The 15,696-nt window shown below is 55.1% G+C and carries 17 protein-coding genes; 3 read left to right on the top strand and 14 right to left on the bottom strand.

Features of this window, described 5'->3' with window-relative positions; all coding sequences use genetic code 11:
• Positions 1-104: 104 nt before the first annotated feature.
• The 3 genes from VFU50_18500 to VFU50_18490 are packed head-to-tail and all read right to left on the bottom strand — an operon-like array spanning position 105 to position 1,218.
• The gene (locus VFU50_18500) at positions 105-638 is read right to left on the bottom strand and encodes a peroxiredoxin-like family protein (protein HEU5234854.1); all 534 of its coding nucleotides are present in this window, start codon (positions 636-638) and stop codon (positions 105-107) included.
• A 12-nt stretch (positions 639-650) separates the two neighbouring features.
• Positions 651-842, bottom strand: coding sequence for a hypothetical protein (locus VFU50_18495; protein ID HEU5234853.1), 192 nt, complete (start codon positions 840-842; stop codon positions 651-653).
• A 1-nt stretch (position 843) separates the two neighbouring features.
• A complete protein-coding gene (locus VFU50_18490) occupies positions 844-1,218 on the bottom strand; it encodes a hypothetical protein (protein HEU5234852.1) in 375 nt (124 codons plus the stop codon).
• Between the two features lie 59 nt (positions 1,219-1,277).
• On the opposite strand from VFU50_18490, the gene VFU50_18485 reads away from it, so the two are divergent.
• Complete coding sequence (locus VFU50_18485) at positions 1,278-2,225, top strand: DMT family transporter (GenBank protein ID HEU5234851.1); 948 nt, start codon at positions 1,278-1,280, stop codon at positions 2,223-2,225.
• Positions 2,226-2,240: 15 nt separating this feature from the next.
• Here VFU50_18485 and VFU50_18480 read toward each other — a convergent pair whose 3' ends face one another.
• The 3 genes from VFU50_18480 to ileS form a co-directional block, all read right to left on the bottom strand.
• Entirely contained in the window at positions 2,241-2,564 is a 324-nt protein-coding gene (locus VFU50_18480) for a glutaredoxin family protein (protein HEU5234850.1), read from the bottom strand.
• 109 nt (positions 2,565-2,673) lie between these two features.
• Complete coding sequence (gene lspA / locus VFU50_18475) at positions 2,674-3,210, bottom strand: signal peptidase II (GenBank protein ID HEU5234849.1); 537 nt, start codon at positions 3,208-3,210, stop codon at positions 2,674-2,676.
• 154 nt (positions 3,211-3,364) lie between these two features.
• Positions 3,365-6,220, bottom strand: coding sequence for an isoleucine--tRNA ligase (gene ileS, locus VFU50_18470; GenBank protein ID HEU5234848.1), 2,856 nt, complete (start codon positions 6,218-6,220; stop codon positions 3,365-3,367).
• A gap of 356 nt (positions 6,221-6,576) precedes the next feature.
• Between ileS and VFU50_18465 the strand changes: the two genes are divergently transcribed.
• A complete protein-coding gene (locus tag VFU50_18465) occupies positions 6,577-7,605 on the top strand; it encodes an energy transducer TonB (GenBank protein ID HEU5234847.1) in 1,029 nt (342 codons plus the stop codon).
• An 85-nt stretch (positions 7,606-7,690) separates the two neighbouring features.
• Here the strand turns inward: VFU50_18465 and VFU50_18460 are convergent, their stop codons facing one another.
• From VFU50_18460 to VFU50_18440, 5 genes are read right to left on the bottom strand one after another with little or no spacing between them, the layout of a single operon-like run.
• Complete coding sequence (locus VFU50_18460; protein ID HEU5234846.1) at positions 7,691-8,677, bottom strand: hypothetical protein; 987 nt, start codon at positions 8,675-8,677, stop codon at positions 7,691-7,693.
• 35 nt (positions 8,678-8,712) lie between these two features.
• Entirely contained in the window at positions 8,713-9,942 is a 1,230-nt protein-coding gene (locus VFU50_18455) for an ATP-binding cassette domain-containing protein (protein HEU5234845.1), read from the bottom strand.
• Positions 9,942-11,048: an FtsX-like permease family protein gene (locus tag VFU50_18450; protein HEU5234844.1), complete on the bottom strand. Its 1,107-nt coding sequence runs from the start codon at positions 11,046-11,048 to the stop codon at positions 9,942-9,944. Before VFU50_18450 ends, VFU50_18455 begins: the two co-directional genes overlap by 1 nt.
• Positions 11,045-12,295 carry an ABC transporter permease gene (locus VFU50_18445; GenBank protein ID HEU5234843.1) on the bottom strand — a complete coding sequence of 417 codons (1,251 nt, stop codon included), beginning with the start codon at positions 12,293-12,295 and terminating at the stop codon, positions 11,045-11,047. The genes VFU50_18450 and VFU50_18445 overlap by 4 nt, the downstream gene beginning before the upstream one ends.
• A gap of 5 nt (positions 12,296-12,300) precedes the next feature.
• On the bottom strand, positions 12,301-13,584 hold the full coding sequence (locus tag VFU50_18440; protein ID HEU5234842.1) for a Fe-S-containing protein: 1,284 nt from the start codon (positions 13,582-13,584) through the stop codon (positions 12,301-12,303).
• Between VFU50_18440 and VFU50_18435 the strand changes: the two genes are divergently transcribed.
• A complete protein-coding gene (locus VFU50_18435; GenBank protein HEU5234841.1) occupies positions 13,583-13,753 on the top strand; it encodes a hypothetical protein in 171 nt (56 codons plus the stop codon). The genes VFU50_18440 and VFU50_18435 overlap by 2 nt on opposite strands.
• On the opposite strand, the gene mqnE is transcribed toward VFU50_18435, so the two are convergent.
• From mqnE to VFU50_18420, 3 genes are read right to left on the bottom strand one after another with little or no spacing between them, the layout of a single operon-like run.
• A complete protein-coding gene (gene mqnE / locus VFU50_18430; protein HEU5234840.1) occupies positions 13,737-14,906 on the bottom strand; it encodes an aminofutalosine synthase MqnE in 1,170 nt (389 codons plus the stop codon). The two genes, VFU50_18435 and mqnE, sit on opposite strands and share 17 nt — an antisense overlap.
• Before the next feature lie 57 nt (positions 14,907-14,963).
• A complete protein-coding gene (locus VFU50_18425) occupies positions 14,964-15,266 on the bottom strand; it encodes a DUF962 domain-containing protein (GenBank protein HEU5234839.1) in 303 nt (100 codons plus the stop codon).
• Positions 15,267-15,301: 35 nt separating this feature from the next.
• On the bottom strand, positions 15,302-15,628 hold the full coding sequence (locus VFU50_18420; protein HEU5234838.1) for a PspC domain-containing protein: 327 nt from the start codon (positions 15,626-15,628) through the stop codon (positions 15,302-15,304).
• Positions 15,629-15,696 lie beyond the last annotated feature (68 nt).

The raw sequence follows: 15,696 nt of genomic DNA, 5'->3' as shown, positions 1-15,696 counted from the left end.
ACAACCGCCGCCCCATTTCACTCATAGTCAATTCCTCGGTTTCTGAATTGCATAATCAGCAATTGTTTCTCCGTGTTCTCCGTGTTTCCATCGTGAAAAGCGATTTAAGGAATCGCGCTCAAGAGTACGTCCGGCGGAGCGTTGTCAGAGAAAGTCTCGCTGATGTGGACGAAATGGTCCACGTTTCCAGGACCAAAAACGAAACTGCCTCCCAGCTGGAAAGGATCTTTGCCCATTTTGTGCTGGCGATGCCCGGATGCTTTCGCTCGTTTGCGTCCCAGGCTATTCACTTTCCAGAACAAATGAAACAGATTAGCTTGCTTCAGGTCCAGGGTCCGATAAGCCTGCCGTAGCTCATCAATAAGGAGCGGAAATTTGATGCCAGATTCTTCTCGGAAGGCACGCGCGTAATGCGGGTCTCCCAGTCCGATTGCTGCTAGCCCTGCGCCTTTTCGGTCAAATTCACTCTGATGCTCGCGCAACTGTGCGGCGTGCTCGCGGCAGAAGATTCAGCCATAGTGGCGAAGGAAGACCACCGCAGCCGGACGCTCCTGCCAAAGGGAGCCAAGTCTAACGTTGTTGCCTCCGGTGTCAGGCAAGATAACGTCAGCGAGTCTTTCACTATAGGATTGCGCCATGTTTGTTAAGGCTCAGCAGGAGAAAGCTTGTCCATAGTAGCTCTTGTTTCCCTGATACAGCGCCAGAGCGTCCGGCTTTACTTCTGATTTCGAGAGGCCATTTGATCTCTTCACTTTCGCGTGCCACGTGAGCGATAGGTTCGGGCTATGCTCGTTGTTCGGGGAAATCACATAGTTGTGCCAACCCCACAACAGCCTGGCCAACTCAGAGTCCAGCTTGGATGGGCTCAAGCAACTGGAGGGATTCATCCATGTCGGTGGCATCACTGCCTCGTGCCGGCCAGATGCGAAAGGTGCCAGTGGCGGTGCGCTCAAGCTGCCAGTTTCCGGCGATGCCGGTGCCGTCACGTCCGCCGGAGTAGGTGACATCGTGGGAGCCAATGTAGGTCTTGGTCCAACGGCATGCTCCAGAAAGCGGATCATAGCCGCCATGCATGACGAAGCTGCCAACGTCGTCGATTCCATCGCCCGCAAGTATGCCACTGGAAAACAGCAGATCCAGCTGCATGTCATGCCGGTCGCCACGGCCATAGCTGTAGAAGCCGCGCCAAGCGCCTGAAGGATAAATTTCAACGGCCATTTTGGTTAGCTTACAGCTTCCGGATCGTCTGGGCTGCTAAGCTCCTAAGTTGAACATCAATGGCGGCGGATAGCAGTACACAGTTACAAACGCAGACTCCGGAAGAACTTCAACACGGATCGAGTTCAGTGTGGCCAGTGGTGAGCCTGGCCGCTGCTGGATGTCTTTGGGGTACCGGATTTTTTTTCGGCAAGATCGCGTTTGCCGAGATGAATGTCTTCGAAAACTGCGGCTACCGATTTATTTTCGGATCTCTTGGGCTGCTGCCGATTCTCTGGAAGCGGCCTCCACGATTTCATAATCGCCATGCATGGATGCTGCTTCTGGCCGCGAGCATCGTTGGCGTTCCTGTGCAATTTCTCATGCAGTTCAAAGGGCTGCAGCTCACTACCGTCTCCCACGCCTCGCTCATCGTCGGCATCTTGCCCGTTTTGCTTGCACTGAGTTCAGCCGCATTATTCAAGGACAAGATGAAGGGTTACGAGTATGCCCTAATGCTGCTGTCCGCATTGGGTGCGGTACTGATCGCGTTTTCCAGAAAGAGTGTCGGCGGTCCTCAGCCCACGGTCGCAGGAGATCTGCTTGTGTTCGTCTCAATGTTTGCAGCGCTTGTGATGATTCTTATCAGCAAGCGCCTAATGACGGAGTACGGATCGCTGCAGGTTACGGCGACGATGCTCCTGATCGGTACAGTTATATTGCTCGTTTGGACCGAAGCTACACATCCTGTGCGGATTCATTTTTCTGTGCGGGTGTGGCTTGCGGTCATTGCACAAGGATTTCTTGCTACGACCGGAGCATACGTCTTCTGGAATTGGGGGTTGGCTCGCGTACCTGCGGCTCGGGCTGGAGTCTTCCTTAATTTAGAGCCGCTGATTGGGACGCTGCTGGGCCTGGCAATTCTTCACGAGCGACTGGGAACTGTCGGGATTCTCGGTGGCTTGATGACTCTGAGCTCGGCCGCATACTTCAGCCGACGTTCGGGAGCAGGGACTATCAGCGGCTGAAAGAAGGAGACGCACCTAGGATGCCGCAACGGAAGCTTCGCTGTTTTCAGCACTCTCCAGCAGCTTGGCATAGCGTTTCGGGTCGTACCCTTGAACCGCCTCATCGCCTATGCGAACGAATGGAAACGCCACGACTTGCTCAGCTTCGAGCTCGCGCAGGATCTTCTCCTGAGTGGCCTCGTCTGCTAGATCATAATTAATAAATTTGAATGGAATGTACCGCTCAGTGAAGAACTTCTTCGCCTTGTTGCAGGACGGGCAGATCGATAGGGTGTACATCGATACCTTCACTGTTCCATTCACCGCTTTCTCGCGCTTCCGCCAACTGAACAATTTCATAGGTCTCCTACGCGAACAAGAAATCTGTAATGGTAGATTCCGCAGCCGACGCGGAGGATTCGCGATCTCGCGGTTTCAATTACCTCTCCGGCGAACGAACGGTACGGGCTTACTCTGCTTCCGAGCTTGGCTGGGCGATTACGCCATCTTTATAGGCAGGTTGGTGCTTGGGCGCGAAGAGGATTTCGACCATTAGGATCGCCGCACCTACAACAATTGCACTGTCCGCGATGTTGAAGTCTGGCCAGACGTATTGGCCGATGTAAAACTCCAGGAAATCGACTACATGTCCGGATAGGACACGGTCCCAAAGATTTCCGAATGCTCCACCCAGAATCAGAGAAAGAGCAACTGCGGTGCTGTTAAGTCCCTGAGTGTGTCTCCAGAGCAGCGCCAAAACTACCGCCAACGCCAGCAGCGAAAAGAAGATCAAGAAGACGATCCGCAACTCAGAGGGAGAGTCGGCAAACAGCCCGAATGCCGCGCCCCCATTGGTCACGTGCGTCAGCTTGAAAAAACCGGGGATCACGTTGACGCTGTCATGGAGCGGGATACTGCGCGAGATGATCCATTTGCTGAAGCGATCGAGCGCCAGCACCACGCCGGCGATGAGCAGAACGTATTTGCGAAGAGTCCCAGTGGACATTGAACTAAAGCTGTTAAGCTCCTAAGCTGCTGAGCTTCTAAGCTTCGCGGCTTGAGAGGTCGGAAGCTTTTCTGCTGATTTAAGACTCTGGTGTTTGGGAATCGTCATCATCTCCGCGCACCGAAACTGTGTTGCGAATCGCCTTCTCTGAAGACTAGCTTCGTCCTCCTGCGGTTGCAAGGATTTCCGGCAGCCACCCGCTGCAACGCTCGCAGACCGTCGGAAATTCGGGATCGGCTCCCACCTGCGTCGAATAATTCCAACAGCGTTCGCATTTCTTTCCGTCCGCAGGGAAGATTTCAATTTTTAAGCCTGCGCCGTTTCCGCTGCTTGCGAGCGTCTGTAGCTCCACTTGAGAGACGATGAGGAGGTAGCGCAGAGTTTCACGATACCGATCGAGCAACACGTAAGTTTCCGGAGGCGCGGAGATTCTGACCTTGGCCTGCAGTCCGCTGCCGATCACCTTGTCTTTGCGCGCGGTCTCCAGATGGCGAAAGACTTCTTCGCGGATGAGTAGCAAACGGTCCCAGTCAGCGCGAATCTGTTCGGTTCCACTTGGCATCGATTTGCCCGAAACATCGGGCGTATGTTCTGTGTTACCCAGTACCTCTTCAGGAGTGGGGAAGAGAGCTAGATGTACGCTTTCGGGCTTCTCTCCCACCGACGGCAGAAACTGCCATACTTCTTCCGCAGTAAAGCTCATCATTGGCGCGAGCAGACGGACCAATGCCTGGCCGATGCGCCAGATGGCGGTCTGCCCGGAGCGGCGCGCCTGCGAAGTTCGTGGATGGGTGTAGAGCCGATCTTTCAGTACATCAAAGTAGAAGTTGCTCAGTTCGCTGGTGCGAAACGCGATCACGCGCTGGTAGATGCGGTGAAACTCGAACTTTTCATACCAAAGCAGCACATCGCGCACGAGATCGGCCGTGAGCAGAAGCATATAGCGGTCGATTGGCTCCATGTGCTCGAAGGTGACTTGATCGCGCTCCGGTTCGAAGCCGTCGAGGTTCCCAAGTATCCAGCGAAAGGCGTTGCGAATGTCGCGATAGTTGTCGGCGACGCGCTGCATGAGTTCGTCAGAAGCATGCATGTCCTCGCGGAAATCAACGGACGCGACCCACAGGCGCACAATCTCCGCGCCAAGCTTATTCGCGACCTCTACTGGATCAACTCCGTTGCCCAATGATTTCGACATCGCGCGGCCTTCAGGGTCGAGTGTCCAGCCGCAGGTGACGGCAGTTTTGTACGGCGCGCGATTACGGGTGCCTACAGAGCAGAGCAGGGAAGATTGAAACCATCCGCGATGCTGATCGCCGCCCTCGATGTACATGTCGGCGACATTTTCCTTCATCACCGCAGCCCAGCTCGAACCTGACTCGAACCACACATCGATGATGTCGAACTCTTTGCGGAAGTTCTTACCGGAACATTGTTGGCACTTCACGTCATCCGGCAGAATCTGGTTTACTTCGCGTGTGTACCATGCGTCGGCGCCTTCGCGCGCGAACAGCGCGATTACGGCCTCGTTGGCGGTCTTCGAGCGCAGCGGCTGATTGCAGCCGTCGCAGAAGAGGATCGGAATGGGAACTCCCCAGACGCGCTGCCGGGAGATACACCAATCGGGACGTGAGGCGACCATGTTTGAGATACGCTCTTCGCCCCAACCCGGGTCCCATTTCACTTTCTTGATTTCGTCGAGCGCACGCTGGCGCAGCGTCGAGCTGTGCATCGCGCTCTCCATACCGATAAACCACTGCTCCGTGGCACGGAAGATGACGGGATTGTGGCAGCGCCAGCAATGTGGATACGAGTGTGTGATCTTCGACTCACCCATCAAGACGTCACGCGATTTGAGCAGCTCGATGATCGGCTGATTGGCCTCAAAGACTGTCTTGCCCTCATATTCGGGCAGGCCGTTATGCAGGCGTCCAGCTCCATCGACGTTACACGTGGGATCGATCCCGTACTTCACGCCGGTGTAAAAGTCGTCCGCGCCGTGTGATGGAGCGGTATGGACCGCGCCTGTGCCCTGTTCAAGAGTCACATAATCGGCGAGCACGCCAAGGATCTTGCGATCAAGAAAGGGGTGTTGGAAAGTTGTGCCTTCGAGCTTTCGTCCCGGGAAACGCGCGACGACCTTAGCATCTTTTAGTCCGGCGTTCTCGCGAGTCGCTTCGGCCAATCCATCAGCAACGATGTAGACTTCGTCGCTTTTCGCGTCTTCCAGTGCCACATATTCGTAATCAGGATGGAATGCTACCGCCATCGACGCCGGCAGCGTCCAAGGCGTGGTCGTCCAGATGATGGTGTTTACTTGTTTGTTAATAAGAGCAGGATCGATCGCATCCGGCGGACTGGTGAGTGCGTACTTCACCCAAACGCTAGGGCTTGTATGTTGTTCGTATTCAACTTCGGCTTCGGCGAGCGCGGTGCGATCGAAAATGCACCAATACACGGGGCGGAGGCCTTTATAAACGAAGCCGTTCTCCCAGAAATCGAAGAAGACGCGAGCGATGACCGATTCGTATTCGCGCGACATCGTCGAATACGGATGGTCGAATTGCCCGAAGACGCCGATGCGCTGGAACTGGTCGCTCTGAATATCGAGATATTTCTGCGCATACTTGCGGCATTCGCTGCGCACCTGTGCAGGCGCCAACTCCAGCTTCTTACGGCCCAGCTTTTCGTCCACTTTGATCTCGATCGGGAGGCCGTGGCAGTCCCATCCTGGGACGTACGGGGCATCGAAGCCGGCCATCGTCTTCGACTTAACCACGAAATCTTTCAAGCATTTATTAAGTGCATGGCCGAGGTGGATCTCTCCGTTTGCGTATGGAGGGCCGTCGTGCAGCAGGTACGGAGGCGCATTTTTGCGTGCCTCGCGGATGCGCTGATATATGCCGATTTGGCGCCAGAATTTGAGCCTTTTCGGCTCATTTTGCGGCAGATTCGCCTTCATGGCGAAGTCAGTTTTCGGCAGATTCAGTGTGTCTTTCAGTTCAGAGGCCATGCCCAGTCGTTATCTACTCCTAAAAAGGCGGGAAACTTCATTATAGGGGATGGGTTTACATCAAAGGAGACTCACGTCTGGTTCCGCGTGGCGGGTGTTCGCATCTAAACAGCGATGCATTTGCATGCATGTCACTGTTAATTTTGCGGATGCAAGTTTGTGGGCAGAGTTGCTCTGATTTGTGGGACAAGCGAAAAACTTTTTAAGATTTTCGCAGTCTAAGGTCTTGACAAAGTTGTAAATATCGGGGCTGCTGTGCGAGCAACAAAAGAAGAAGATGACTCATCGGATAGAGGTAAGCAGCCACTCTCCAGAACGACGAAGGGAATGGGTTGCAAGGGTCGAATTTAGTTTCTATGGCAAACCAGGTTTTGATCGCTCCTACTGAGACTCAGAATGCTCCGGTACGCAGACCGGCTTCGGCGCAGCACGTGCCGAACTTCGGCCTCAAGGCGGAAGGCTCTCTCTTTCAGTCGTTGAAAGAGAACATTCGCGACGTTCTTTTTCCGGAGAAGCTTCCCCCACTCAAGTTGACCTCTCGCCCGGTTGCCGTCAAAAGCATCTGGGGCGCTTACGACAATCGCAAAGTTGCGCGAACGTCGTCGGTCGTCGTCCATGCTGGACTGATTGGGGCGCTGGTTGCCGTTTCCATTTTGGGACACAAGGTTTACACCGAGGCCAAGAAGGAGACGGTCACGCTCGTAGCTCCGGACATCTCTGAGTACATGCCGATGACCCCGAAGCAGCAGCCAACTCTGCAGGGCGGCGGTGGTGGCGGCGACCGCGATAAAGTCATTGCTCCGAAGGGACATTTACCCAAGCCGGCAATGGAGCAGATCACGCCTCCTGAAGTTGTGGTGCGCAACGAGCATCCAAAGCTCACGGCAGAGCCCACAATGGTGATGCCTCCGCAGGTGAAGCTCGCCAGCAATAACATCCCGAACCTTGGCGATCCGAAATCCCCGGTGATCGCTGGTCCGCCTTCGAACGGTGTCGGTAGTGGCGCCGGTATTGGTTCTGGCAGCGGTGGCGGAATCGGATCGGGCGTAGGTGGCGGTCTCGGTAATGGCGTCGGCGGTGGATACGGCGGCGGAGTGTTTCGTCCCGGTGTGGGCGGAGTGACCGAACCGAAAGTGATATTTAAGCCCGAGCCGGAGTACTCCGAAGAAGCTCGCAAAGCAAAGTATCAAGGTACAGTGGTTTTGGCTTGCATCGTCGGCACCGATGGACGCACGCGCGGTCTCAAAGTCGAACGGGGTCTCGGAATGGGACTCGACGAGAAGGCGATGGAAGCTGTCAAAAACTGGAAGTTTGAACCCGCTGAAAAAGACGGCAAACCTGTTGCAGTGGCTATCAGCGTAGAAGTTGCTTTCAGGCTCTTCTGAAGTAAGTCATCATCAGGAGAAATAAAAGGCACGAGCTAACCGGCTCGTGCCTTTTGTTGTTTTGTTCTAGGGCGCGATTTGGTTCTCACTCAGGATTTGTTTCGCCAAATTCGCGGACGAACGTGCTCTGTAAATTGTTATCGCATCGCTTCCGAACTGCCGTTGCGACCGCCTCGCGGATATTCCTGTTCGATTTGAATGTTGCGAGCGCATTCAAAGCGTCGCTCGCAGTAGTTTGGTTTTCCGAATAAATAATCGAACATAGCAATTCAACAGCACTCTCCAGTCGCAGCATTGCAATAGCCGATAAAATCCGTCTTCGCTGATCGCGCTCAATTGTCCTCTCCCACTTATTTTTTAGCGCCTCGAAAGCTGCCGGCAGACGGGATTGTCCTAGTGCCCAGACGGCCGCATCTGATATCGCTTGATCGTCAGCGTCCATAAAGCCGGCAACGAAGCAAAGCGATTCGTCCGGTGCGTTGCTTAGTAATCCCAAGAAGCACTCCGCGATTACCTCCGGTTCCGAATCACCCGTCAGCACCTTTAGCCGTAAAAGAAGAGCGCCTGCGGTGCCGCCATTGATTGCAAGTGCGCGAACCGCCCCGATTCTGGCAGGCGGCTCGCGGTCGACGAGCAGAGGCAGAACCGCGGCCATCGCGTCTTCGTAGCGCGTGCGCAGAAGAGCTTGAGCGGATATTCCACGCAGAGCAGCAGCGGCATCGACCGGTGGACCGAATGATGCTTCCATCTGAACATGGCGCAGGCTTTGCAAGTAAATGTCTGGCTCGCAGTAGTCCATCTCATAGAGGGTTTCGGTAATTCCGGTGAGCGCGGCACATCTCTTGTCGAGTTGTGCCGGATTGGCCATAAAACGATGGAATGCGGAAACCAGATCGGGAACAAACTCCGATCGGCGTTGTTCTGCGACTAGCTTCGCGGCTTTGGAAACGACGAGATTCGATTTGTGTGTGAGGAACCGGCGAATCTCGTCAGTATCCCGAGGAGACGGGTCTCCGTGACGCAACTCGGCGATACGGTCAAGAGCCTTCTCAATCGGATCAGACTTGCTCATTTGCGGGTTGTTTAGAAGCAGGCCTCGGAAAAGAGCTATGCTTCGACGTGATTCTTTTCCAAGGCCCGCGTTTCTGACTTCCCTGCCTTCTCGCAGCACTCTCCTGCAGGAATCGCGCTACCGTGCGGACAAGTCTCAGGGTGTCCCAAAAAAGAACAAATCTTATCGGTGACCTCAGGTGAAAGGATGTGCTCGAATTTGCAGGCCTGCTGCTCGATTTCGTCCTCGTTCTGCACCTGCAAGGTTTGCGTGAACAGACGCTCCGCCAGGCGATGGCGGCGAATCACATCCGCTGCGCGCCGCCGGCCGGCGGGCGTGAATTCAACAATGAACTGCCCGTGCTCAGTGGAATGCGTTTGCGGATGAACAACTTCATGGCAACGGTTTAGGACGTCTTTGTGCGTGTGATCCGCGGCTCCATGCGGGCGTTTGCGAACCAATCCAAGCTCTTCCATCCGATCTACGGCGAGCGCGACAGGCAGGGCGCCATCAACTTGCATTCGACCAACTTCAGCAAGTTCACCGTTTTCGTGGAGCGTCCAAATTTCTTCCAGCACCTCGTCGAATTGCATCTCGTCGGACATGTTGAACATCTGCTGATTCGCGATCGTTCCGTGGTGCAGTTCGATGGAGCGGTCAGCCAGCCGTGCCACCACCGGATCGTGCGTGACCATCACAATAGTTCGCCCTTGGCGATGCAACTCGCGCAGCTGGCGCAGAACAATCTCTTCGTTCTTGGCATCAAGATTCCCAGTCGGTTCATCGGCGAGGAGGATGCTCGGATCATTGATCAACGCACGCGCGATGCAAACGCGCTGCTGTTCGCCGCCAGAAAGGTGTGCAGGAAGATGATTCGCGCGATCCTTCAGTCCTACTCGGTCGAGCGCTTCCAATGCCTCCTGCTTGTCCGTCATGGAATGAAAGTACTGCGCGAGCATCACATTTTCCAGAGCAGTGAGATACGGAATCAAGTGAAACTGTTGGAAGATGAAGCCGATCTTCTCGGCGCGAAAGCGATTGAGCTCGGAGCCGGCGAGCTCCTTCAGATCCTGACCATCAATGTAGATCTCGCCTGAGTTTGGTCGATCAAGGCAGCCAATCAAGTTCACCAGTGATGATTTCCCTGAGCCTGAAGGTCCCATAATGGCGAGCCATTCGCCCTTGCGTACGCCGAGTGAGATGCCGTCGAGCGCACGAATTTCGCCGGCCTGGCCGCGTTGGCCGCCCGGGTAGATCTTGCGAACATTGATGATCTCGATCGACATTATTCGCCTTTAAGGATGCCCGCCGGCTCAATCCCTTGCAACTGCGCGAGCGGCAGCAGTGCCGCGAGCAGTGCCAATGCGACGCTGCATGCAATCACCAGGGGAAGCACTGCGATCCTGGGCGTAACTGCGGTATAGAAGTTTGCCTTCGAAATCCACGCGGCGAGTCCGGAGCCGAGTAGATATCCGCTTAATGCCGCGATAAGCGCGATTACAACCGCCTCTCCGGCAAACAATCCGTTGACTGTAGTTTGCGACGATCCGATCGCCTTCATGACAGCAAAATCCCGTCGTCGCTCCAGCACAGATGAAGTGAGTGTCGAAAACACGCAGAGCGCGACCATGAGCGTGATGAGCAACGTCGATGCGAGCATCACCGAACGCATGCGGGTAATTACTGCGCCCTGAGCTTCCAGAAGTTGCCGTACCGGACGCACCTGCATCGATGGAAACGCTGATTGCAGTTGCCGAATGGCAGCATTGACCTGCTGGCGAGAGCCGGGAACGGAGACTTCGAGCAAAGAAGGTTGAACGCCGGTCCAACTTTCGAAGCCGGGCAACGAGATGTAAATCCGATTCTCCTCTTCGGCGCCTGTCCTTACCGTCGTCGCTTCAATCAGATGCAGAGTGCGGTCGGAGAAATTCAGATCGAAGCTGCCATTGGATGGAGAAATGTGTGGTTCGGCTTTCACGCCGACGATAGCTTCATCGGTTCGCGTGGGCCATTTTGAAACCAGCCACCATTTGTCGAGGTTCTGCAGCTTGGAAAAATCAGTGCCGGCGATGACAATAGCGCTTCCATCGCTCGCGTGCGCAATCGCAAACGCAAACCGCACGACAAGCGAACCTGGTGGCAGAATTTGCTGGGCTTTCTCGAAAGCTTCCGGCGGAAGAATACTTCCTTCCGGTGCGGCGACAGTGACATTTGCTCCATAGGCACGAAAATCGCGATTGAGTTTGCTCTCAAGCCCGTAGTAGAGGTTCAGCATCGCTGTGATTATCGTGGCCGCAATGGTCAATGCAATGAGCGCAATCACAGGACGATTGCCACGTCCGAGTAGTCCGCGTCGGAGCAGGTGGAAGAACATGGAGCGACGCAGACTCATGCGTCGCCTCGCAGCACCACAACAGGATCGAGACGCAGTGCGCGTCGAATCGCCGCGGCGCTGCCGCCGATCGTGACCAGCAGCGCGAGGAAGATCACGATGGGCAGAAGCACAGGCGCGATCTCTACGCCGGAATGGAAAATCGTTCGTCCGATGCGCTGCGCGATCACGGTGCCCAGCCCGAATCCAATCAGCCCAGCGACAATAGCAAGCAGGGAAGCCTCAGTCACGAACAATGAAGCAATGGTCGCAGCTGTTGCTCCGAGCGACTTCATCAATCCGACTTCGCGGCGCCGTTCCAAAATGGTAGTCGCCATTGCCGCGGAAACTACGAGTGCCGCCGCTATGAGCGATGCGATGGCAATCAGAAGCATCATGCCGGAAATGTGAGAGAGTACTGCGCCCTCGTTCTGTGCCGCCTGTCGAATCTGCTCGGCGCGCGAGCCGGGGAAGGTTTCCTGAAGTTGGAAAGCAATCGAGTTCGCGTATGGCGAGCAGTACCAGCGGTCATGGTCCGCAGCATTCATGCGTGCAGGATCGCGGCGCGCGAAGGCGTCCTCAGGCTTTGTGAGCGCACTAACGTAGATTTTGTCTACAGCGTTTGGTTTGTCTGCGAGCTTTTGGGCGACAGCAAGCGGTACGACAAGAGCCATGTCCTCAGAGCCGCCCGTGGTCAGGATTCCTGAGACTCTCCCTAGCTTCGTTAACTTTCCCTGTTCCCACCCGTGGTGAAGCTGTTGTGCCAGTCTAGATCCTATGAGCACTCCGCCGCTCTGATCATCGGGCCAACCTCCGGCCTCGATCTTCCACCACGGATATAGCTTACGAACTCCCGCTCGGAATGCTTCATTTCCAAAATGAAGCTGCTTATCGAAATAAGTGCCTATCACTCTGACTTGATGACCTTCAACCTCTTTTGTGGTCTCGAGGAAAGGAGCAAAAGCGAGGATGTTGTGTCCCCAAAAAATTCCCTTGATCTTTGGCAGATCCGATTCGTTCAAATGTGCGCCGCCCGAAACAGGTTTAATCTGCTGATCGCCGACGCTCACATCGAGCGCCGCGTCTTCGGGATAGACAACGATATTGGCGCCATAGCTGCGTAGTTCGCGGTTGATCTTATCCCCAACATCTACGCCAACAGCGATCATCGCCGTAGCGACGGCGACGCCGAGTATGACGGCGATCCCTGCAAGCAGTTTTCTCCTCTGCTGCCGCCGGAAGGATTGGTATAGGAGCCGAAGAAACACAAGTCCTACTTTCCAAAGACCGGCAGGGAAGTCGTGAGATCGGCTTGAGTAATAACGATCTGCTGTCCGTTGCTGGTGGATTTGATTGGAATCGGATTGCATCCGCCCGCCTGTCCAACGGATTGCGGATTTACTGGGGCCGAGCAGTTCTTGCAGATGATCTGATTGCCACTCTTGTAAAAGCCGACCGGGCCGCATATCTGACACGCATCGAGCACTGTTACTACGTTCCCGTCCGGTTTCTTGAACAGGAGGAAGCGAATCTCTTTGCCATCAAGGTTCACGGAGTAGCGATGCAAGTTGCCATCCGAAACGTCATTTAGGGGAATATCAACCTGACCATTCGTTATGGCGAGTTCATGGGCTGGAGACAGGGAAGAGGTGCTCTTGGCATAGATGAACTGGGCCGTGACGAGAACGATGAAAACGAAGGATGATGCGTAAACGGCCGTTGACCATAGCTTCTCTTTGCGCGCCGACCATTGCGCCTTCCGTCGCACCGCTCGCGACTCGACATCAGTTCCGATCGCGCTCGCACCTGAGCCACCGCGCGGCGGAGCACCTTGTCTCCTGCGCTGATCGAAGAGGATCATTAGAGCGGCGAGGGCGAGAATCGTTATAAAGAAGAAAAGATCGTTGCGGACGATCGGTCCAATGATCGCCATCTCCTGCTTGCTCGAGGGCAAAATCCCATTCTCGGAAAGCTCGTGCAGACCAGAGACGAGGAGCTGAGCGGCGACGAACACGAGAATGACAGTTGTCACACGGAAGAACCGCTGCAGATTAATGCGCACGCTGCCCTTCACGAACATCACGCCAAAGATGATCGCGAGAATCACTCCAACCAACGTCCCCATAAAGCTGAGCAACTGAGTGGAGTTGAACTCAACAGCCGCGAGGATCAGAACGGTCTCAACCCCTTCGCGCAGCACCATCAGGAAGATGAACAGGAACAGGCCAAGGCCACTGCTTTTCGCCGCAAATCCACCTATCCTGCTTTCGATCTCGCCCTTCAGCTTCTTAGCGGCACGTCCCATGAACCAGATCATGGTGACCACAAAGAATGCTGCAATGAGCATCACCACGCCTTCGAAGACATCCTGATTGAATTGTGTCCGAGAGAGTGCGATAGCTACGCCGATGCTGGAAACGAAAGCTGCGATTAAAGCGATGTAGACGGTCCGGCGTAGATCAGGGCGGCCAATTTTCTTCAGGTACGCCAGAGTAATGCCAATAATGAGAGCGGCTTCTACGCCTTCCCGGAGAGTGACGATAAGGGCTTGCAGCATGAAGAAATCAGAAGTTGAAATTGAAAATGAATTTCAATTTCAACTAGATATTTTAGCAGCTCAGCGCTGCAAGCTGCCAGCTTTGGCACTGTTCGTGGAGAAACTCTCAGCGAACCGCGCGCAGAATGAGTTGAGTGGAGCCCGCGCGCAAACTAGACGGCAACTGTGAACGAATCTTCAGTCCTGGTAACTGGACGGTAGAGCGTGTCGCGCTCAACCGGAATCCGACCGGCTTCGCGGATCAGCCGTTCGAGTTCCTGGCGGCGCATGCCCTGTGGAGTAGTCGCCCCGGCATCGTGATAGATCTTTTCTTCGATCACGGTGCCGTCAAGGTCATCAGCCCCGAAGCGGAGCGAAATTTGCGCGATCTTCGGCGTGAGCATCTGCCAGTAGGCTTTGATATGTGGAATATTGTCGAGCATCAGGCGACCCACGGCGATCTGTTTGATGTCGAGCATGCCAGTCGTCTTCGGCAGATGCTGTAGCGGCGTATTATCCGGGTGGAATGCCAGTGGGATGAACGTCTGAAAGCCGTGCGTTTGGTCCTGTAGCTCGCGCAGGCGCACCAGATGATCTACCCGATCTTCCTCGTTCTCGATGTGTCCATAGAGCATCGTGCAGTTCGACTTCAGTCCGAGCTCATGCGCGGTGCGCGCAGTCTCGAGCCATTGATCGCCATCGATCTTGTGGTCGCAGATCACGCGCCGCACGCGTTCGTTGAAAATTTCCGCGCCGCCCCCCGGCAGGGAATCGATTCCGGCAGCTTTGAGTCGCTCTAAGGTTTCGCGAATACTAAATTTCGCCCGCTTCGCCAGGAACGCAACTTCGACCATGGTGAAGGCTTTCAGATGAACTTGCGGGAAACGTTCTTTCAGTCCCGAAATGAGATCGAGGAAGTATTGGAACGGCAGATCAGGATGGAGTCCCCCAACGATGTGAAATTCCGTCACGGCCTCTGAATATCCTGAAGCGGCAGTCTGCCACGCTTCTTCGAGCGCCATCGTATAGGCGCCGTCAGCATCCTTCTTTCGCCCGAACGCGCAAAGCCGGCAGGCAGCTACGCAGACATTCGTCGGGTTGATGTGACGATTGACGTTGAAAAATGTCGTATCGCTCCACATGCGCTCGCGCACCTGATTCGCCAGCCAGCCAATGGCGAGAATGTCCGTGGAACGATACAGAGCCAGACCATCTTCGAAACTCAAGCGCTCGTTCGCGAGTACTTTTTCCGCAATTGGGCGAAGCCGCGAATCGTCCGTTTGGAATGCGTGTCGGGTGGAAGAAACGCCAGTTGAAGCCGAACTCTGGAGCGTTGCGGACATTTAAGTTGATGATAGCTGAAGCAAGCGCGCCAGGTCAGCCGGTTTCAATGCACCACGCTAAGCTCGGCCCCGTATTTTCGCCACCCACCATCTCGCACCCACAAAGAGAAAGCGCCAATCATGAAGGAACTCCGGACGCTTGCCTTCGAAGGCGTGTCCGACGAATTGGAAGATCCACCCAACAATGAAGAGTGAAAGTGGCCACTTCCAAAAGCCCGCGAGGAAGATTGCAACCGGAGCTAACAGTACCGAGAGAATAATGAGCGGAATACCAACTGTGTGGCAGAGGCGATTGATGGAGTTCCGATGACTGGTCGAATACTGGGCGATCCAGTCATTCCAAGAGCGTCCGAAGAACATCGTCACCTCCGCCACTAACGTGAGACTTGGGTCAACTATGCAGATGGCGTGCTGGGCTGAGTCGGCGCCACAAACGCCTGAGGCACAATCACGGGCTCTTCTGGAATGATGATCCAAGCCACGAGATAGCCGATGAAACCGAGGCCGCCGCTGGCTAGTGCTAGAACCAGCCATACCAGTCGGACCAGCGTGACGTCGACATCGAGGTGACGGGCGAAGCCCATGCAGACACCAGCGATTTTGCGTCCTTCTCTGGCGCGCTCCAGCGGACGTCGCGCCACGCGAGCGCCCAGTTGACGTCCACAGGCTGAACAGTACAGGCAGTCATCTGCCATCGTGCGTCCGCAGAAATTGCAGTACATAGGTCCTCCTGAGAGTTGTAACGAATCGGCGTGCGAAAAAGTTCCGCGGGCAATAGGCAATAAGCGAT

The organism is Terriglobales bacterium, assembly GCA_035764005.1.
GTDB lineage: Bacteria > Acidobacteriota > Terriglobia > Terriglobales > Acidobacteriaceae > Gp1-AA112.
Note: the sequence above shows the minus strand (reverse complement) of the source record. Positions and strands in the feature narration are given on the sequence as shown.